Consider the following 17,817-nt stretch of genomic DNA (forward strand, 5'->3'; position numbering starts at 1 on the left):
CTCCTGATAGGCTACTGGCTACGAGCGAATAGCTTATTCTTTCCTCATGATCGACCTCTCGACGGGCGAATCGGCAACGCGCATCGCGCTGGCGCTGGCCATCGGCCTGCTCGTGGGCTTCGAGCGGGAGTGGTCGAACAAGGAAGCCGGCATCCGCACGTGCGCGCTGGTGGCGCTGGCGGGGATGCTGACGGCGCTGCTGGGAACGCCGCTGGTGCTGGCGGGACTGGCGGGCGTGCTGGTGCTGATCGTCTTCATCAACCTGCACGCCATGCGGGCGGCGCAGACGGTCGAAATCACGACCTCGGCGATGCTGCTGGTGCTGTTCTTTCTGGGCGTGCTGGTGGGCAATGGCTTCTACTTTCTGCCGGTGGCGGCGGCGATTGTAGCGACGCTGCTGCTGAGCTGGAAGATGGAACTGCACCGCTTTGCAGGCCGGGTAGCGCCGAATGAGGTGCATGGCGCCATCTGGCTGGGGCTATTGGCGTTCGTCGTGTATCCGCTGCTGCCGGACCGCTATATCGATAAATGGCAGACGGTCAATCCGCACGCGCTCTGGATCGCAGTGATTGTGGTGGCGGCGGTGGGGTTCAGCAACTACATTTTCCTGCGGTTGTATAGCGCCAAGGGGTTGTATTACAGCGCGGTGCTGGGCGGGCTGGTGAGCAGCACGGCGACGCTGCTGGAGCTGGGTGCCTCGCTGCGGACCATTGGGACGGAAGAGGTAGGGGAAACCGGAACGGGGCTGATGGAGATGAGCGTGACGGTCACGCTACTGGCGACGCTGGCCATGTTCGGGCGCAACCTGGTGCTGCTGGCGATCTTTGCACCGGCGGGGCTGCCGTGGGCGGTGCCGGCGCTGGTAGCGATGGCGGCACTGGCGGCGGTGCTGGTGTGGCGGCAGCCGCGGGCGCCCAAGCTGAGCGGCCAGCAATTGAAGCTGGATTCGCCCATCTCGCTCCGGAGGGTGGCGGAGTTTGGGCTGCTGTTTCTGGCGATTCAGGTGGCAGCGACGCTGGCGCTGCGGGCCTGGGGGCATTTTGGCGCCTACGCGGTTGCGGTGCTGGGCGGAATGGTCAACAGCGCCAGCGCGACCGCGGCGGTAGGCGAAATGGCGGCGCATCATACGCTGGGGGCGGTTGCCGCAGGGGTGGCGACGGTGCTGGCGTCGATGGCCTCGGCGGTAGTGAACGCGCCGATCATGAACCGGGTGCTGGGGCGCAAGCACCTGGGGTGGGCGAATTCGGCAGCCATGTGGGCGCTGGCGGGAGCCGGGGTGGTAGTGCTGGTATTGCAGCGGGTGACGCTCTAAGGCTTGCGCCGCGCTACAATTTGGCTAAAAGTACAATGGCGACACAAACTCCCAACCCGGTTCCGGTATTCGCGCCTGACGCACCGCAGTTGCGGGCGATAATCGGAGCGTTGGAGCGGATACTGCCATTGGCGCCGCTGCCCTTCCTGATTGGGCGGCGGGCGACGCATCCGCTGTCGATTCCGCTGCCACAGGTTTCGCGCGATCACGCGCGGATTGAGGCCACCGCGGCCGGCTACGATCTGGTCGATCTGGGCAGCACGCACGGGACGCTGCTGAATGGCACACGACTGCACGGCCGGCAACAGTTGCGGAACGGCGATGTGATTGAGTTTCCGAACTGCGCGGGCGTGAAGGTCATTTTCCAGCCGGCCGAGGAAACCGCAAGTCTGTTTCTGACGCAGATGCAGCAGTTGGACACGGCGAGTGAGAGCAACGAGTTTGACCGGCTGCGGCTGCTGCTGGACTTCAGCCAGCGGCTGCGGAGCGCGGGCGGGCTGGAGGAGATTCTGGCGGCGATGCTGGATGCGGCGCTGCGGCTGACCAAGGCGGAGCGCGGCTTTGTCTTCCTGCGTGAAGGTGGCGACGGCAACGACACCCTGCGGCTGGCGGCGGGGCGCAGCGCGCCGGGAGAAACGCTGCGCGACGACAGCAGCATTTCGCACTCCATTGTGGCGCGGGCGGCGCGTTCGACGGAAGCCTTTCTGATGCACGACAGCCAGCAGCCGGGGCTGGAGCTGGCGCAGAGCGTGGTGGCGCATGCGCTGCGGACGGTGCTGGCGATCCCGCTGCGGGAGCAAGTGGGCGTGCTTTATCTCGACAGCCACTCGGCCAGCGCGGCGCTGGGTGAGGTGAGCCGCGAAATGCTGGATTTGCTGGCCAACGATGCAGCGCAGGTGGTGATCAACGCCCAGCTTGCACGGCAGCAGGAGGAAGCGCGGCTGGCGGCGAAGCTGCTGGAAAAGGAGCTGCTGCTGGCGGCGGCGATTCAGCAGGGGCTGATGGGATCGTCCCTGCCCCAGGTGGAGTTCGCGCAGCTTGACGGCCTCAGCCAGGCGTGTCTGCAGATTGGTGGCGATTTTTTTGACGTGGTGACGCGGCCGGAGGCGCCGGAAGTATCGATGGTGCTGGCGGATGTGAGCGGCAAAGGGGCGGCGGCGGCACTGTTGGCGGCGTCCTTACAAGGCATGATCCACGCACAACTGCTGGCCGGCGTGGCGCTGGAGGAGATTGCACGGCAGGCGAATCAATTTGTCTTGCAGCGGCTGGAGGGGGAAAAGTACGCGACCGTGCTGCTGCTGAAGCTGTGGCCCGACGGGGAGATGGAATATCTGAACTGCGGGCACATTCCGCCCATGGCAGTGCGCGCGGGAGCGTGCACGCTGCTCACGGACGCCAACGTGCCGGTGGGACTGCTGCCCAACGCGACCTATACAGCGGGGCGGCATCAGCTTACAGCGGGCGAGCGGGTGCTGCTGCTGACCGACGGCGTGACCGAGGCAGCGAACGACCAGAAGGAAATGTTCGGCGATCAGCGGCTGGCACAACTGCTGAGCCACGGCTGTACGGTGAAAGAACTGGCGGCGGCCGTGCGGGAGTTCTGTCAGGGCGTGCCGCTGGGGGACGATTTGACGGTGCTGGAAGTGCGGTACTTGCCCCAGGAGCGGTAATCGGCTGCGGGCGCGAGGTGGCGGGTTAGCGGATCAGCGTTTCAGTGTGTCAGCAGTCAGCGCATCTGCGGCAGAGTGGCGGCCTGAGAAGGCGCAGCCGGGCGCGGCGGGTGTACTCCACGTACTCCACGTCTAGCGAATGATCCGGGCAATCTGCTTCCAGGCGGCGGTGCGGGCGGCTTTGTTTGCCGGCGTGGGATCGGGCTGCTCGCCGGCACGCATGAAGCCGTGGCCAGCGCCCTTATAGATGACGGCGCGGTAGCGCTTGTGGAGCTGGGCCAGGAGGGTGCGGGTGCCGGGGACGGTGAGCGAGACGCGGGCGTCGTTGCCAGCATAAAAGCCATACACGGGAGCGGTGATCTGCTCCACCGCAGTGCGGTCGGGCGGCATGCCATAGAACACCAGCGCGGCACGGAGATCGTGGCGATGGGTGGCGTAGCGGAAGCTCTGGGTGCCTCCCCAGCAGAAACCGATGACGTAGAGCTTGCCGTTACTGGCAGGCTGCTGCAGGGCCCAGTCGGCGGCGGCATCGAGATCGGCGGCGATTTCGGCGGGCGGCATGGTGACCAGGGCGCGGCTAATGGCAGTTTGGTTGGGGAAGATGGCGGTGCCTCCGCCCGCGGGGCCCTTGCCGCTGAGCAGATCGGGAGCGATAGCGACGTAGCCTGCGGCGGCGAGCTCATCGGTGACTTCCTGCGCCCAGGCGCTGAGGCCGAATATTTCGTGAATGACGAGCACCACCGGGCGTGGACCGCTGGTCTCGGGATAAGCGACGAAGGCCTGAAGGGTGCGGCCCTCCGGATGCAGCAGGACGATCTGGCGATGGCGCGGGGATCGATCGAGGCGCTGCTGGGCCCATTGTTGGGCACTCAGCCCCAGGGCCAAGACCGTGCAGCATAGCAGAGCCGTAAGGCCAGTACGTTTCATAGGTGGCTCGCCACTTTTTGCCCTGGTCGCTCCCGCTGGTCGCTGGGAGTGCGGGCTTCGATTCCCGGCAGGGTGCGCCCGCTGGCGCTCCGGGCTCCTCCAAGGTACCGCCAGAAGTACCCTACCACGATTTTTTCCTAAAGTTCAGGTGGCAGGCTGCCGATGAGAGACGTGGGAGATCAGGGCACATTCATGAGGCGCTGCCTGAGTCAATTGTGGCCAGGTCGATGAGGTGGGAGTGAATGTTACAAAAGGTGCGATGCGCGGGAAGGGCACGGCTGGCGTCGCGTAGTGCGTGCCGGGCGGACGGGGCGCGAGGCATACGCGGCCCGCGGTTGAAAACAGGGCGTTTGGGGTTCCACTCTCCGGGTTTGGCCACCGGCATGCAGTTAGTAATATCGGCGGCACTGTCCGCTTGCTTTATCACACTCGGGAGGAACGCTCAATGACTTCATTTATGTCTCGCTTGTGGAATGACGATCGCGGTCAGGATATGGCCGAGTATGCCATCATGCTCGGCGTGATCGCCGCGGTGGTGATCGGGGTGATCGCGACGCTGGGGAGCACGATCTCCGGCATCTTCACCAAGATCACCGGCCAGATCGCGGGCTCGTAAGCGCAGCGATGGTCTGGCGGATTTTCGTGCTGGCGGTGGCGCTGGCGGCGGCAGTGTGGGATCTGGAGTGGCGCCGGATTCCGAAGTGGCTGTCGCTGCCAGCCGCCGCCGCCGGTCTTCTCTATCACTTTATTGCCGGAGGCCTGGGCGGCGCGCTTGCCGCCCTGCTCCTGGGACTCGGGTTGGGCGTGTTGTTGCTGCAGCTGGGCGCCATTGCCGGGGGCGACGTGAAATGGCTCGGGGCGGTGGGTGCGCTGCTGGGATTGCGGTTATGGTTCTGGAGCCTCGAATTCGGATTGCTGGCGGCGGGCCTGATGGCGCTGGGACAGATGGCGCGGCGGGGGCGGCTGGCGTTTGTGTTCGACGATTTGGGCGCGGTGATTGCGGGCTGGCGCACGCATGGCCTGCGGGCGAACCCCGAGCACAGTATCGATACGCCGGGGGCGATCACGGCGCCGTTTGCCGTCGCCATGCTGGCGGGCGTGGCCTGCGCACTGCTGGTGCTATGAAGCGGGCGGGGCGCCAGGATGGGCAGACGATCGCGGAAATGGCGCTGGTGCTACCGCTGGTGCTGTTGCTGATTTTTGGCGTGATCGGGCTGGCGCGACTGGCGAATGTGAACGAAGCGCTGCACAACGCCTGCCGGGAGGGCGCGCGCTGGTCGGCGGTGCCGGACGCCTCGACGGGGGCGCTGCCAAGCGCGAGTGACGTGACCAATCGCGTGATTCAGTACGCGGCGGATGACGGGATCACCTTGACCTCGAGTGAGATCACGGTGAATCAGGATGTGGTGCAGACGGTGAACGGGCTGGCGACGACGTTCAGCCAGGTGCAGGTGAGCTATGGATTTCAGTTCATCCCGTCGCTGCTGGCGGCGCTGGTGCCCTCGGTGACGCTGCAGCCGCAAGCGGTGATGCGCAATGAGACGAATTAACCGCAACCAGGGGCAGCGGGGAGCGGAGCTGGTGGAGTTTGCTATTACGCTGCCATTCATCGCGCTGTTGCTGCTGATTGTGGGGCAGGTGGCGTCGGCGGTTTCGGTGCAGCAGGTGTTGAGCAACGCGGTGCGCGAGGGTGCGCGGCTGGCGGTGGTGCCGGGCGAATACGGCCAGACCAGCGAGGTACAGAACCGCGTGGTGGCGTATGCGGCGGCCAACGGGATCACGCTGGCGGCGAGCGCGGTGACGGTGAATCAGAACGAGCTGGTGAGTCCGAGCGGGGGCGCGTGCAGCGCGACGAACCCATGCCTGAAAGCGTCGCGCGTGAGCGTGACCTACGACTACCCGCTGGCGCTGCTGCTGGGCACGAATATGCAGTTGGGCGCGGCGGTGGAAATGAGGAATTTTTACTGATATGAAGCGGAAACGGCTTTTCTTGTTGGCGGTTCTGGCACTGGCCATGGCGGCACTGGTGAGCCTGGCGGTAAGCCGGCTGATGCCCGGGCACAGTGCCACGGCCGCTCCCCCCACCCAAGTCGTAGTCGCGGCGGCCAAAGCGCTGAATGTGGGCGCGCAGATGCAGGCGGAAGACCTGCGGCTGCTGCGGCTGCCGCCGGCCGCGCTGCCGGCGCATGTGTATACATCGATCAAGCAGTTGGCGGGACGGGTACTGACCTCGCCGGTCGTGCCCAACCAGGTGATTGTGGGTGAGATGGTGGCGCAGCCGGGCACGGGCGTGGGGCTGCCGCCGCTGATTCCGCCGGGCATGCGGGCGGTGTCGGTGAAGGTCAACGACGTGGTTTCGGTGGCAGGGTTTGCGCTGCCGGGCACGCATGTGGATGTGCTGCTGACGGGCAATCCGCGCGCCAACAGCAATCCCGCGGATGTAACGACGGTGACGCTGCTGAAGAACGTGCAGGTGCTGACCGCGGGCCAGCAGCTCGAGCAGCGGACGAACGGCAAGCCGGAGCAGGTGACGGTGATCACGCTGTTGGTTTCGCCGGAGGGAGCGGAAAAGCTGGCGATGGCGGATGGATTTGGGCACCTGCAACTGGCGCTGCGCAATCCGCTCGATCGCAAAACGGACAAGACGCTGCCGCTGCACAACGCGAGCTTGTACTACCTGCCGGAGGCGCGGCGCCGGAGCGGCAGTGGCGTGGTGCGGACGCATGCGGACCCGCCGCCGCGGGTCTGGACGGTGGAGATGATCAGCGGCAACCAGCAGCAGGCGGTGAAATTTACGGCGGCGGGGGGTAGGTAGCCATGAGCCGGAGACAAATACGAATCCTGCGGGCAGTGCTGCACGGGTTGCTGGCGGCGCTGGCGATGCTGGCGCTGGGCGGGCTGCGGGTGGCGTGGGCCGAAGGGACACAGCCGAAACCGGATGCACCGCACGATAAGGTGGCCACCGCGACCGCCAACCGGCTGCATCTGGCGCCGCTGGCGCTGGGATTACAGAGCCAATTGCAGCTTGTCAATCCGCTGGCTGCGCCCCGGAAGAGCGTGCGGCAGGTGACGCTGCCGGCGCGGGCGCCGCTGGCGCTGCCGGCCGCGGCGCCGCGCTCGGCGGCTGCGACATGGCAGGCAAATGTGAATCCGGTCGCGCTGCTGCATGCCCTCCAGGCACAGGTGGTGCGGCCGCCGACTGCCGCCGCGCCACCGGCTGCAGATCGTCCGGAGGCGCTGGCGTATTTTCGCGCTCCTTTGCTGCCACCCCCTCCGGAAGAACCGGAAGCGAGCGCGGCGGAAGCGTTTCCGGCGCCGACAGCGATGGGCATTCCGGTCGATCTGAACCTGACGACGCATCACAGTCTGCTGGTAAACAGCCCAATCGCACTGAAGCGGGTTTCGATCACGGACACGTCGGTGGCGCAGGCGGTGGTGGTGTCGCCGCATCAGGTGCTGATTCAGGGGCGGGCGCCCGGCGAAGTGTCGCTGCTGCTGTGGGATGCGGATGCGAATGCGCGGGCGTATACCATCCGTGTGCAGCTTGATCCGCGGCCCCTGCAGGCGGAACTGCGGCGGCTATTTCCGGCGAGTCCGGTGAGCGTGAGTGCCAGCGGGGATGCGCTGGTGGTCTCCGGCACGCTGCCCAACGCAGCGACCGCGAAGCGCGTCCTCACCGTGGCGGGCGGATTCACGCCGCATGTGGTCAACGACCTGAACGTATACCAGCCCAGCGATCCTGGCCAGATCCTGCTGCAGGTGCGGTTTGCCGAGATTGACCGGAGCGCGGTATCGCAATTTGGCGCGGATCTGCTGTCGACGGGCGCGGGCAACACGGTGGGCACGATTGGCACGGGACAGTTTGGGGGCGCGACCTCCGTCACGGCGCCGGCCGGGTCCGGCTCGCAATCGCAGTCGCAATCCGGCGGCTCTTCGCTGACCGGCAAGGACGCGAAGATCGGGTTGACCGATTTACTCAACGTGTTTCTGTTCCGCAGGGACGCCAATTTGGGAGTGACATTACAGGCGCTGGAGCAGAGGAATCTGCTGCAAATTCTGGCGGAGCCGAACCTGGTCGCCATGGATGGCAAAGAAGCGAGCTTCCTGGCGGGCGGCGAGTTTCCCTTCCCGGTGGTGCAGGGTCAGGGGGCGATCAATAACGTCACCATTCAGTTCAAGCCGTTTGGCGTGAACCTGCATTTCAAACCCACCATCCTCCCCGATGGCACCATTGATCTGCAAGTCTCGCCCGAGGTGAGCGCGCTGGATTTTTCCAACGCGCTCACCGTTTCCGGATTTCTGATTCCAGCGCTGAGCACGCGGCGCGCGTCGACGGAACTGGAGCTGCGCGACGGCCAGAGCTTCGTGATCGCCGGGCTGATGGATAACCGGCTGACGCGCAATGTGTCGAAGATTCCGGGGCTGGGGGATATTCCGATTCTGGGGAAATTCTTCACCAGCCACAACGATAACAAGACGCGGACCGAGCTGATGGTGGTGGTGACCGCGCATCTGGTGCATGCCAGCAACACGCCGCCCAAGCCGCTGAAGATGGTCGAGCCATTTCTAAACCCGCAGAAATATGACCGCAACGGAGGTGGGTTGTGAAACGGGCGCAGGCGCGGCGGCGGCAGGAGGGCGTCACGGTAGTGCTGATGGCGCTGGTGCTGACGGCGCTGTGCGGGATGGCGGCGCTGGCGGTGGATGTGGGGGTACTGCTGAGCGCCAAGAACGCGGCCCAGAATGCGGCGGATGCGGCGGCGCTGGCGGGAGCGTTTACCTTTCTGGATCCGGCAAGCGTGCAGCCCCTGGCGGCAACCAACGCCGCCATCGCGATTGGCGACAGCAATCCGATTCTGAGCCAGAACGCGGTAGTGACGACCTCGGACGTGACCGTGGATACCAACACGCGCGAGGTGACGGTGAATGTGGAGCGCAGCGGGAGCAGCGCGGTGCCGACGTTTTTTGCGCGCGTGCTGGGGATCAACTCCGCCAACGTGGCCGCGACGGCGACGGCGGTAGCCTCGCCCTATGCGACCGGCTCGGCCTGCCTGCGGCCGATTTTCGTGCCAAATACGATTCTGAGTGCACTGCCGCCGGCGCAGGCGTGTACTGCGGGACAGACGATTCTGGGAACAGACGGCATGCCTACGGCCTGGATGCTGGCGCAGATCGGCTCGCTGCATGACCTGCGGCCGACCAGCCCGGGCAGCGCGCTGGCGCCGAGCCAATTCTACTCGCTCAACCTGGGCGGCTCCAATAACGGCGCCGACGCGTATAGCTGCAGCCTTTCTTCCACGACGCTGGTCGCCTGCGGAGTTTCGCCGGGGATTGCGACCTGTGGCAGCTCCTACCCGACCGAGACCGGGAACATGGATGGCCCGACCAAGCAAGGCATTGACAATCTAGTGGGACCGACGCCGGATACCTGGTTGGGCACGGGCGCGTACGAAAGCGCGAGCGGCACGGTGAGTGACACCAGCAATCAGTTGATCGTGGCGCCGATCTGGGATGACTGCAACAACACCGTGAGTTCGGGCACGCAGTTGGTCACGATTATCGGCTACAGCAACTGGTTCATCCAGGGGATGACCAGCAATGACGTCAGCGCCTACTTCCTGAACGCCGCGGGCTGCCCCGGCGCCGGCGGGACGGGGGGAGGAGCCGCGGCGCAGAACGCGAGCTTGGGGATTCCGGTACATCTGGTGCATCCGTAACGGAGGCCGGGTCCCTGGTGAGCGGCGGGGGATTGAGTAGAGCATGGCGACGAAGTTCACAATTTTTGCGGAGGACGAGGGGCAGCGGCGGCAGATCGAGCGCGCGTTGCTGGAGGCGGCGGGCTGCGTCCTGGCGGGAACGACGCTGCCGGTGCCGCAGCCCTTTATTGGCGGGGACGCGCTGCTGCGGCTGGTGCAGAACCAGGCGGCGGAGGCGGCGCTGGTGGCGCTGCCGGAGAACGGGCCGGGCATGGACGCGGCCTGCGCACTGATTACCTGGCTGCGGAGCAACTTTGCGCAGATGGCGGTGATGGCGGTGGGGCCGCTGGAGCCGTCGGTGATGATCGTGGCGGCCATGCGGGCCGGAGCGTGCGAATACCTGGAGCGGCCGCTGCACGCCGACGCGGTGGCGGAAGCCGTAGCGCGGGCGGCAGGCCAGAAACAGGCGCTGGTGCGCTCGAACGTGCGCGGCAAACTGATTGCGGTGCTGGGGGCGCGGGGCGGCTGTGGCGCGACCACAGTGGCGGTGAACCTGGCGCTGGCGATGCAGGCGCAACGGCGACAATCCGACGCGCCGGTGCTGCTGCTGGACGCCGCGCCGCTGGGGCATGCGGCGCTGCATCTGAACCTGAAGCCGCAGTTCGGATTTGCGGATTTGCTGGGCAGCAGCGGCCGGCTGGATGCGGCACTGCTGCAGACGCTGCTGGCGCGGCACGCCAGCGGGATCGATCTGCTGGCGGGCCCGGCGGCGCCGCTGCCGGCACTCAGCGGCGAGGGCGGGCAAAGCGGCTGGCTGGAGCTGCTGCTTACGTTGCGGCCGCTGGTGGTCGCGGACCTTTCGGCGCGCCTCGACCGCTTGACGCAAACCATTCTGGCGCGGGCGGACCGGATCCTGCTGGTGGCGCAGAGCGACATGGTGACGCTGTGGAGCGCCGCCAAGGTGCAGCAATACCTGAACCGGACCGAACACCTGCGGCTGGAAATGATTCTGAACCGCCAGGGCGCGGCGCCCGCGGTGGACGACGACGCGGTAGCGTCGCTGACCGGCGTACCGGTGCTGGGGAAGCTGCCGAACGCGCCTGCACTACTGATGCGGGCTATCGAGCGCGGGCAGCCGCCAGCGCTTAAAGCCAACCATGATTTTGGCAGCAGCTTCCGCGACCTGGCGTCGCTGCTGCTGGGCCGGCCGGCGCCGCGGCGGCGCTGGCTGCCCTTTTTGCGGCCCCACGCCGTACAGAGTTGACCTGGAGGTAAATTACGATGGCCCTCGCCATGCCCATCAATGATGTTCACAACCTGCAGAGCGTGAAACGCGCCTATCACCGGAGGGTGCTCGACCGTCTGCACCTGGAGCAACTCGACCGCATGCCGCCGGAGACGGCGCGGCAGGAAGTGGTGTCGCTCATCCGGTTGATGCTGAGCGAGGAGAGCGTACCGCTATCGCTGAGCGAACGGGATGAGCTGGTGCAGGGGATACTGGACGAAATCTTCGGCTTTGGGCCACTGGAAACCTTCCTGAAAGACGCCGACATCAGTGATATTTTGGTCAACCGCGCCGATCAGATCTACGTGGAAGTCAAGGGAAAGCTGCATAAATCTGACGTGACCTTTCAGGACGATGCGCACCTGCTGCGGATTATCGACCGGATCGTCTCGCGGGTGGGGCGGCGGATTGACGAGAGCTCGCCCATGGTGGATGCGCGCCTGCCGGACGGCTCGCGTGTGAACGCCATTATTCCACCGCTGGCGCTGGATGGGCCGTGTCTGTCGATCCGGCGCTTCGGCAGTTCGCCGCTGACGGCGGAGAAGCTGATCGCCCATCAGGCGCTGACGCCGGCGATGCTGGAGTTTCTGCGCTGCTGCGTGGTGGCGCGGCTGAATGTGCTGATTTCGGGCGGGACGGGCGCCGGGAAGACGACGCTGCTGAACGTCTTATCGGGCTACATCCCGGAAAACGAGCGCGTGGTAACGATTGAGGACGCGGCGGAACTGCAGCTCAAGCAGGAGCACGTGGTACGGCTGGAGACACGGCCGCCGAACGTCGAGGGCAAGGGGGCGGTGCGGCAGCGGCAGCTTGTGGCCAACAGCCTGCGCATGCGGCCGGACCGGATTGTGATGGGCGAGTGCCGCGGCGAAGAGGCCATCGACATGCTGCAGGCGATGAACACGGGCCACGACGGGTCGCTGACGACCATTCACGCCAATACCCCGCGGGATGCGCTGGGACGGCTCGAAACCATGGTGAGCATGGCGAACCTGAACCTGCCGGAGCGCGCCATCCGGCAGCAGATTGCGAGCGCGCTGAACCTGGTGGTGCAGCTCTCACGGCTTTCCGATGGCACGCGCAAGCTGCTGAGCATAGCGGAAATCACGGGCATGGAAGGCGACGTGGTGTGCATGCAGGAGCTGTTCCGCTTTGAACGCGACGGGTTGACGGAGACCGGCATGGTACGGGGGCGGTTCCGCGGGGCCGGGATCCGGCCGCAGTGCGCTGACCGGCTGGCGGCGGTGGGACAGAAATTCAATCCGGCGTGGATGGAAGAAGTGTTTGCAGTGGGCGTCCAGTGAGCCCGAGGACGGAACGATGCTTTATCTGATCATATTTGCGGTGGTGGCGATCCTGATCTTCGGTCTGGGGTTGTCGTGGGACCGGGGCGACCGGCGGGTACAGCAATTGCGCGAGCGGCTGCTGCTGGTGGAGGAAGCCGAGCAGCGGGAATCACGCGCCAGCCTGACGCTGATCAAGGACGATCTGCTGAGCGAGATCCCGGCGCTGAACCGCTGGCTGGGGCAGATGAACCGGGGCACGGCGCTGCAGAGCTGGCTGCGGCAAGCGGGCTCGGGCACCCGCGTAGGTAAGTTCGTGCTGGCCAGCAGCGGCAGCGGGCTGCTGACGGCGCTGCTGGCCATGCTCTGGCTGCCCTGGTACGGCGCCGGCCTGGGCCTGGCGGGGGCGCTACTGCCCTATGCCTGGATGCGGCGGCGGCGGACGAAGCGGCTGGCGGAGTTTCAGGCGCAGTTTCCGGAGGCGATTGAACTGCTGGTGCGCGCCAGCCGGGCGGGACATCCGCCGAGTGCGGCGCTGGAGCTGATCGGTGAAGAAATGCCGGAGCCGATTGCGGGCGAGTTCCGGCAGGTATTTGACCAGCAGCGCTTCGGATTACCGCTGCGCGATTGCCTGCTGAACCTGGCGCAGCGCGTGCCGCTGGTGGACGTGCAGTTTTTCGCCACGTCGATGATCATTCAGCGGGAAAGCGGCGGCAATCTGGCGGAAATTCTGGACAAGCTGTCGCATTTGATCCGCGAGCGGGTCAAGATTCAGCGCGAAGTGAAGACGCACACCGCGCAGGGACGGATGACGATGTGGGTGCTGCTGGCGATGGCGCCGCTCATGCTGGTGGTGATGCTGTTCCTGAACCGCAACCTGACGCTACCGCTGTTTCACGATCCGCTGGGGCAAGGGATGCTGATCGGCGCAGCGGTGTTGCAGCTTTTCGGCGTGGTGCTGCTGCAGCGGATTGTGAAGATTGAGGTCTGAGGCATGGCAACTACGACAATGACGCTGACGATCTTCGCAGGAGTGGCGCTGGTCATGTTCGGGCTGGGCGCGGCGTGGATGGCGCGCGGGAACGCCAGCGACCGGCTGCGCGAGATGCTGGGGGATGAACCGGCCGAGAAACCCAAGATGGCCGAACGCATGCGGGTGACGCTGGAAAAGGCGATGAACCCGGCGGCACGGCTGCTGCCGCCCTCGGCCAAGGAGGCCTCGAAAACCCGGCGCTGGCTGATTCAGGCAGGGTACCGCGAGCCGCGGCACGCGCGCTTTTATTTTGGACTGCGGGCGCTGTGCGTGCTGGCGGCGCTGGCGGCGGTGTTCGCGTTCGACCTGGAGAGCCGGTCGCCGCTCATGCTCGTGGCGGCGCCCCTGGCGGGCCTGATCCTGCCGCGCTTCGTCCTCAAGCGGCGGATGAAGGCGCGGGCCAAGCGCATCCGGCTGGCCCTGCCGGACGCGCTCGATCTGCTGGTAATCTGCGTGGAAGCCGGCCTGGGACTGGACCAGGCGATGGTGCGCGTCAGCTCGGAATTGAAGGGCACCCATCCCGATCTGTGCTCGGAACTGGAGCTGCTGGGACTGGAAACGCGCGCGGGCGTGCCGCGCGTAGAGGCACTGCGGCATTTGGCGGAGCGCAGCGGCGTGGACGATCTGCGGGCGCTGGCGGCGGTGCTGATCCAGACGGAACGCTTCGGCACCAGCATCGCGCAGGCGCTGCGGGTGCATTCGGATGCGCTGCGCACGGAACGGCGGCAGCGCGCGGAAGAGGCGGCCGCCAAGCTAAGCATCAAGATGCTGCCGGTACTGGCGCTGTTTGTGTTTCCGGCGGTGATGGTGGTGATTCTGGGTCCGGCCGCCATCTCGCTGATCCGGCATTTGGGCCCCTTGCTGGCGCATTAACTACAGGAGATTCCGTATGGAACTGCCCCCACCCTCTGCCTTTGCTCCCCCGCCGCTGTATGCGATCAACCAGACGCGGCAGGTGTTTCTGGCCACCGACGTGCGCAAAGCGGATGGCTTTTTTCGACGGCTGTGCGGTCTGCTGGCGACGCCGGCACGCGAGTTTGGCTTCGGCCACGGGCTCTGGATCCAGCCCAGCAGGGGGGTTCACATGCTGGGCATGCGGTATCCCATTGATGCGGTGTATGTGGATGAACACAACCGGGTGGTGCATATTGAACCGCAACTGCAGCCCTGGCGGCTGGGCGCCATTTGCAAGGCGGCGGTCAGCGTGCTGGAGCTGCCGGCCGGAGCGGTGGCGGCGACGGAGACGCAAGTCGGCGACGAGATTTGCTTCTGGTGCGCCGCGGGGTAGCGGGTTGGACCACCCGGATGGGGGATGGTGGGGCGCGACGGAGGACTGCTAGCGTAGGGGGATGCGCGGCACGACAGCGAGCGGATTGGTCCGGACCGTAGAACAGGAGATCCATTTGCTGCGCGGCCAGCGTGTGCTGCTGGATTCCTGTTTGGCGACGCTATATGACGTCACGACCAGCCACCTTAATTTCGCGGTAACCCGCAACCGGAAACGATTCCCACCTGATTTTATGTTCCGGCTGACGGCGGGGGAAGCCGAATTTTTGAGATCTCGTTTTGTGATCTCAAAGACGGGACGGGGCGGACGGCGCTATTTGCCGTATGCATTCACGGAAATGGGAGTCGCCATGTTGTCGTCGGTGCTGCGCAGCGAGAGAGCGATTCAGACGAATATCGCAATCATGCGGGCATTCATTCACCTCCGCCAATTGACAGCGGAAGACGCTTCGCTACGGCCCCGCATGGAACGACTGGAAGCGACGCAACAACGTGTTGCCGGGGTGCTGGAATTTTTGATTGGCGAAATCCGCGGAAGGACAAGAGAGCGCCGAATGCGCGCGATCGGATTTGCGGCCGGACGGTAGGGCTATTCTTCTCGGTAGCTGCGCGCGCCGGTGACGGGGTCTTCGTAGGCGCGCATGCGGCGGCCGGTGGTGGGGTCGAGGAAGACTTCACTCGTCGGCCGTTGGCGGCAGTTTGGACGGCCGTGGTAGCGGCGGCGGTCAAAGCTGAAGTACAACAGCACCAGGATGGCGATGGCGAGAGCGGGCCAGAGCCAGGGCATGACTACTCCGGCGGCGGCGGGTCGAGCACGACGGCGGTGCCGTAGGCCACGACTTCCGACATGGTCTGCCCCATTTCGGAGGAATCAAAGCGCATCATGACCACGGCGTTGCCCCCCACGACGCGAGCGTTCTCCACCATGCGGTCGATGGCGTGGCGACGGGTGTCTTCGACCAAGCGGGTGTATTCGGTGATTTCTCCGCCGGCGAGGGAGCGCAGGCCAGCCGCGACGTTGCCCACGATGCTGCGGCTGCGCACGACGACGCCAAAGACCTGGCCCATGATCCGCTTGACCTGGTAGCCTTCGACACGTTCGGTGGTGGTGACGAGCATGGCCGAATCCCCCTCCGGCACATGGTCCCATAAACCCGCTCTGGTTACAATTCCCAGATGCAGGAGACCACACAGCGGCAGCAGGCGCAGCGGGCGTTGATGGCACTCGCGGTGGCGGTGTTGCTGGCGATGGCGCCCTGGTTTACGACCGCGGCACTGGTCGCTCCGCTGCGGCAGGCATGGCATGTGAGCGGCAGTGGCGCTGCCTGGCTGACGATTGCCGCACAATTGGGTTTTGTTGCCGGCGCGCTGGCGGTGGCCCTGAGCAATGTTGCGGATCGGGTGGCGCCGCGCTGGCTGATTCTGAGCGGCGGGTTGGCGGCGGCGGCGGCCAACGCCGCGATAGCCTTGTGCCACAGTTTTGGAGGCGCCTGGCCATGGCGGTTTGTCACCGGGGCGTGCCTGGCGCTGGTGTATCCGCCGGCGTTGAAGTTGATGGCCACCTGGTTCCGGGCGCGGCGGGGGATGGCGCTGGGAGTGATGGTGGGCGCGCTGACGGTGGGAGCGGCACTGCCGCATCTGGCAGCAGCCCTGGGCGGAGCCGACTGGCACGCGGTGGTCTGGATTACATCGGCGCTCACGGCGGCCGGAGGGCTGTGGGGTGGCCTTGCCGGAGCAGAGGGGCCATACCCGTTCGTCCGCGCGCGGTTCGCCTGGAATGCGGTGAGGCGGCTCTGGCAGCAGCGGGGCGTGCGGCTGGCCATCGGCGGGTATCTGGGGCACATGTGGGAGTTGATTGCCATGTGGAGCTGGATCGGACTATTTCTGGCCGATGCCTGCGCGCGCGCTGGGGTGGGGCCCGCGGCGGCGGCGGGAATTACGTTTGGAGTGATTGCGGTGGGCGGCGTGGGCTGCTGGTGGGGCGGCGTGCTAAGTGACCGGGGCGGACGGGAGCGGGCGGCGGCCACGGCAATGGCGTTTTCGGGAACGTGCGCGTTGACGCTGGGTTGGATTCGCGGAAGTAGCCCCTGGGCGCTGGCCGCGGTGATTGCCGTGGCGGGGGTGTGGGGCTTCTGGGTGGTGGCGGATTCGGCGCAATTTTCGGCACTGGTGACGGAATTGGCGGACCCGCACTACGTCGGCACGGCGCTGACACTGCAGTTGGGGCTGGGCTTTACGCTGGCTTGTATTACGATCTGGATTTTGCCGTGGCTCCAGGTGCGGCTCGGGTGGGCAGGCGCGTTTCTGGCGCTCGTGCCCGGCCCGGCGCTGGGGATCGCAGCCATGATCCGGCTGGGGCGGTGGCGGGCGCGGCGACCGCGATCGGAGCCTGGCAGCTATGCTGCCACAATACGGTGATGCAGATCTGGCTGGATGCGGAGCGCGTGCGCGCGCGGCTGCGCGATAGTGACGGTTTGCGCGCGGCCATGGCGGCGGCGTTGATGGACCTGTACTGCGGCCGCGCCTCGGCGCCGGCGCGGATCGCAGCCCACGCGCCCACGGGGCTGCTGGCGGCGATGCCGGGGGCGGCGAGCGGGATGCTGGGCGCGAAATTGGTCAGTGTGTTTCCGCGTAACCCGGAGCGGGGACTGCCGGGCCATCAGGCGCTGATCGCGCTTTTTGATGCGGATACAGGCACACCGGTGGCGATCCTGGAGGCGACGGCGCTGACGGCGGCCCGGACGGGCGCGGTGTCGGCGGTGGCGACCGATGCTCTGGCGCGGGAGGATGCGCGGGTGCTGGCCATTTTGGGAACCGGCGTGCAGGCGCAGGCGCACTGGGAGGCGGTGCGGAGGGTGCGGCCGTTTACGGAGATTCGAGTGGCGGGGCGGACGGCGGCGCACGTGCAGGCACGGGCGGCAGAATGGGAAGCGCGGCCGATGAAGAGCTTTGCAGCCGCGGTGCGGGGCGCGGATGTGGTGTGCGCCTGCACGCACGCGGATGAGCCGGTGGTGCGGCGGGAGTGGATCCAGGCGGGGGCGCATATCAATTCCGTCGGGATTGGTGGAGGCGAGATCGACCGCGCCACGGTGGAAGCAGGGCTGCTGGCGGTAGAATCACGGGGAGCATTCGCGCCGTTCCCCGCCGGTGCTTACGAGCTGCAGGGGATGGATCCGGCGAGCGGGATTGAGCTGGGAGCGATCCTGGCCGGCGAGCACGCGGGCCGAACGGATGCGGCCCAGATTACGGTATTTAAATCCGTGGGTCATGCCGTAGAGGATGTGGCGGCGGCGGCGTGGCTGGTTGAGCAGAGTGCGTGCTAGG

General features: G+C 66.2%; 20 protein-coding genes and 1 pseudogene. 17 read left to right on the plus strand and 4 right to left on the minus strand.

Going from position 1 to position 17,817, the window contains the following annotated elements; translation table 11 throughout:
* Nucleotides 1-46: 46 nt before the first annotated feature.
* Together EPN33_00470 and EPN33_00475 are read left to right on the plus strand one after the other, a co-directional pair.
* Nucleotides 47-1,312: an MgtC/SapB family protein gene (locus EPN33_00470; GenBank protein TAN24278.1), complete on the plus strand. Its 1,266-nt coding sequence runs from the start codon at nt 47-49 to the stop codon at nt 1,310-1,312.
* A gap of 35 nt (nt 1,313-1,347) precedes the next feature.
* On the plus strand, nt 1,348-2,982 hold the full coding sequence (locus tag EPN33_00475; protein TAN24279.1) for an FHA domain-containing protein: 1,635 nt from the start codon (nt 1,348-1,350) through the stop codon (nt 2,980-2,982).
* Between the two features lie 132 nt (nt 2,983-3,114).
* On the opposite strand, the gene EPN33_00480 is transcribed toward EPN33_00475, so the two are convergent.
* Complete coding sequence (locus tag EPN33_00480) at nt 3,115-3,909, minus strand: dienelactone hydrolase family protein (protein ID TAN24280.1); 795 nt, start codon at nt 3,907-3,909, stop codon at nt 3,115-3,117.
* 445 nt (nt 3,910-4,354) lie between these two features.
* On the opposite strand from EPN33_00480, the gene EPN33_00485 reads away from it, so the two are divergent.
* From EPN33_00485 to cpaB, 5 genes are read left to right on the plus strand one after another with little or no spacing between them, the layout of a single operon-like run.
* Nucleotides 4,355-4,525, plus strand: a complete 171-nt coding sequence (locus EPN33_00485; GenBank protein ID TAN24281.1) for a Flp family type IVb pilin — start codon at nt 4,355-4,357, stop codon at nt 4,523-4,525.
* Between the two features lie 8 nt (nt 4,526-4,533).
* Nucleotides 4,534-5,034 carry a hypothetical protein gene (locus EPN33_00490; protein ID TAN24282.1) on the plus strand — a complete coding sequence of 167 codons (501 nt, stop codon included), beginning with the start codon at nt 4,534-4,536 and terminating at the stop codon, nt 5,032-5,034.
* Nucleotides 4,758-5,459 (plus strand): hypothetical protein, encoded by a 702-nt coding sequence (locus EPN33_00495; GenBank protein TAN24283.1) that lies wholly within the window; start codon nt 4,758-4,760, stop codon nt 5,457-5,459. Before EPN33_00490 ends, EPN33_00495 begins: the two co-directional genes overlap by 277 nt.
* The gene (locus EPN33_00500) at nt 5,446-5,877 is read left to right on the plus strand and encodes a pilus assembly protein (protein ID TAN24284.1); all 432 of its coding nucleotides are present in this window, start codon (nt 5,446-5,448) and stop codon (nt 5,875-5,877) included. Before EPN33_00495 ends, EPN33_00500 begins: the two co-directional genes overlap by 14 nt.
* A gap of 1 nt (nt 5,878) precedes the next feature.
* A complete protein-coding gene (gene cpaB, locus EPN33_00505; GenBank protein ID TAN24285.1) occupies nt 5,879-6,724 on the plus strand; it encodes a Flp pilus assembly protein CpaB in 846 nt (281 codons plus the stop codon).
* A gap of 216 nt (nt 6,725-6,940) precedes the next feature.
* Here cpaB and EPN33_00510 read toward each other — a convergent pair.
* A pseudogene (locus EPN33_00510) lies at nt 6,941-7,036 on the minus strand (AraC family transcriptional regulator).
* Nucleotides 7,037-7,053: 17 nt separating this feature from the next.
* On the opposite strand from EPN33_00510, the gene EPN33_00515 reads away from it, so the two are divergent.
* The 8 genes from EPN33_00515 (at nt 7,054) to EPN33_00550 (ending at nt 15,080) form a co-directional block, all read left to right on the plus strand.
* Nucleotides 7,054-8,517 (plus strand): type II and III secretion system protein, encoded by a 1,464-nt coding sequence (locus EPN33_00515; GenBank protein ID TAN24286.1) that lies wholly within the window; start codon nt 7,054-7,056, stop codon nt 8,515-8,517.
* On the plus strand, nt 8,514-9,626 hold the full coding sequence (locus EPN33_00520) for a hypothetical protein (GenBank protein ID TAN24287.1): 1,113 nt from the start codon (nt 8,514-8,516) through the stop codon (nt 9,624-9,626). Before EPN33_00515 ends, EPN33_00520 begins: the two co-directional genes overlap by 4 nt.
* 43 nt (nt 9,627-9,669) lie before the next feature.
* Nucleotides 9,670-10,869 (plus strand): hypothetical protein, encoded by a 1,200-nt coding sequence (locus EPN33_00525; protein ID TAN24288.1) that lies wholly within the window; start codon nt 9,670-9,672, stop codon nt 10,867-10,869.
* Nucleotides 10,870-10,886: 17 nt separating this feature from the next.
* Nucleotides 10,887-12,194: a CpaF family protein gene (locus EPN33_00530; GenBank protein ID TAN24289.1), complete on the plus strand. Its 1,308-nt coding sequence runs from the start codon at nt 10,887-10,889 to the stop codon at nt 12,192-12,194.
* Nucleotides 12,195-12,210: 16 nt separating this feature from the next.
* The gene (locus EPN33_00535; GenBank protein TAN24290.1) at nt 12,211-13,164 is read left to right on the plus strand and encodes a type II secretion system F family protein; all 954 of its coding nucleotides are present in this window, start codon (nt 12,211-12,213) and stop codon (nt 13,162-13,164) included.
* Between the two features lie 3 nt (nt 13,165-13,167).
* Nucleotides 13,168-14,079 (plus strand): type II secretion system F family protein, encoded by a 912-nt coding sequence (locus tag EPN33_00540; protein ID TAN24291.1) that lies wholly within the window; start codon nt 13,168-13,170, stop codon nt 14,077-14,079.
* Nucleotides 14,080-14,095: 16 nt separating this feature from the next.
* Nucleotides 14,096-14,494, plus strand: coding sequence for a DUF192 domain-containing protein (locus EPN33_00545; protein ID TAN24292.1), 399 nt, complete (start codon nt 14,096-14,098; stop codon nt 14,492-14,494).
* A 61-nt stretch (nt 14,495-14,555) separates the two neighbouring features.
* Nucleotides 14,556-15,080, plus strand: coding sequence for an ORF6N domain-containing protein (locus EPN33_00550; GenBank protein TAN24293.1), 525 nt, complete (start codon nt 14,556-14,558; stop codon nt 15,078-15,080).
* 2 nt (nt 15,081-15,082) lie between these two features.
* Here EPN33_00550 and EPN33_00555 read toward each other — a convergent pair whose 3' ends face one another.
* Nucleotides 15,083-15,280, minus strand: a complete 198-nt coding sequence (locus tag EPN33_00555; protein ID TAN24294.1) for a hypothetical protein — start codon at nt 15,278-15,280, stop codon at nt 15,083-15,085.
* A 2-nt stretch (nt 15,281-15,282) separates the two neighbouring features.
* Entirely contained in the window at nt 15,283-15,612 is a 330-nt protein-coding gene (locus EPN33_00560; GenBank protein TAN24719.1) for a YbjQ family protein, read from the minus strand.
* Between the two features lie 57 nt (nt 15,613-15,669).
* Between EPN33_00560 and EPN33_00565 the strand changes: the two genes are divergently transcribed.
* Nucleotides 15,670-16,911: an MFS transporter gene (locus EPN33_00565; GenBank protein ID TAN24295.1), complete on the plus strand. Its 1,242-nt coding sequence runs from the start codon at nt 15,670-15,672 to the stop codon at nt 16,909-16,911.
* On the plus strand, nt 16,911-17,816 hold the full coding sequence (locus EPN33_00570) for an ornithine cyclodeaminase family protein (GenBank protein ID TAN24296.1): 906 nt from the start codon (nt 16,911-16,913) through the stop codon (nt 17,814-17,816). Before EPN33_00565 ends, EPN33_00570 begins: the two co-directional genes overlap by 1 nt.
* Nucleotide 17,817 lies beyond the last annotated feature (1 nt).

This window comes from Acidobacteriota bacterium (assembly GCA_004299485.1).
Classification (GTDB): domain Bacteria; phylum Acidobacteriota; class Terriglobia; order Terriglobales; family SCQP01; genus SCQP01.

Bases quoted from the DNA above. Each gene is read 5' to 3' on its own strand.
- EPN33_00470 (TAN24278.1), top strand. From the start codon at position 47: ATGATCGACCTCTCGACGGGCGAATCGGCAACGCGCATCGCGCTGGCG.
- EPN33_00475 (TAN24279.1), top strand. From the start codon at position 1,348: ATGGCGACACAAACTCCCAACCCGGTTCCGGTATTCGCGCCTGACGCA.
- EPN33_00480 (TAN24280.1), bottom strand. From the start codon at position 3,909: ATGAAACGTACTGGCCTTACGGCTCTGCTATGCTGCACGGTCTTGGCC.
- EPN33_00485 (TAN24281.1), top strand. From the start codon at position 4,355: ATGACTTCATTTATGTCTCGCTTGTGGAATGACGATCGCGGTCAGGAT.
- EPN33_00490 (TAN24282.1), top strand. From the start codon at position 4,534: ATGGTCTGGCGGATTTTCGTGCTGGCGGTGGCGCTGGCGGCGGCAGTG.
- EPN33_00495 (TAN24283.1), top strand. From the start codon at position 4,758: ATGGCTCGGGGCGGTGGGTGCGCTGCTGGGATTGCGGTTATGGTTCTG.
- EPN33_00500 (TAN24284.1), top strand. From the start codon at position 5,446: ATGAGACGAATTAACCGCAACCAGGGGCAGCGGGGAGCGGAGCTGGTG.
- cpaB (TAN24285.1), top strand. From the start codon at position 5,879: ATGAAGCGGAAACGGCTTTTCTTGTTGGCGGTTCTGGCACTGGCCATG.
- EPN33_00525 (TAN24288.1), top strand. From the start codon at position 9,670: ATGGCGACGAAGTTCACAATTTTTGCGGAGGACGAGGGGCAGCGGCGG.
- EPN33_00530 (TAN24289.1), top strand. From the start codon at position 10,887: ATGGCCCTCGCCATGCCCATCAATGATGTTCACAACCTGCAGAGCGTG.
- EPN33_00535 (TAN24290.1), top strand. From the start codon at position 12,211: ATGCTTTATCTGATCATATTTGCGGTGGTGGCGATCCTGATCTTCGGT.
- EPN33_00540 (TAN24291.1), top strand. From the start codon at position 13,168: ATGGCAACTACGACAATGACGCTGACGATCTTCGCAGGAGTGGCGCTG.
- EPN33_00545 (TAN24292.1), top strand. From the start codon at position 14,096: ATGGAACTGCCCCCACCCTCTGCCTTTGCTCCCCCGCCGCTGTATGCG.
- EPN33_00550 (TAN24293.1), top strand. From the start codon at position 14,556: ATGCGCGGCACGACAGCGAGCGGATTGGTCCGGACCGTAGAACAGGAG.
- EPN33_00555 (TAN24294.1), bottom strand. From the start codon at position 15,280: ATGCCCTGGCTCTGGCCCGCTCTCGCCATCGCCATCCTGGTGCTGTTG.
- EPN33_00560 (TAN24719.1), bottom strand. From the start codon at position 15,612: ATGCTCGTCACCACCACCGAACGTGTCGAAGGCTACCAGGTCAAGCGG.
- EPN33_00565 (TAN24295.1), top strand. From the start codon at position 15,670: ATGCAGGAGACCACACAGCGGCAGCAGGCGCAGCGGGCGTTGATGGCA.
- EPN33_00570 (TAN24296.1), top strand. From the start codon at position 16,911: ATGCAGATCTGGCTGGATGCGGAGCGCGTGCGCGCGCGGCTGCGCGAT.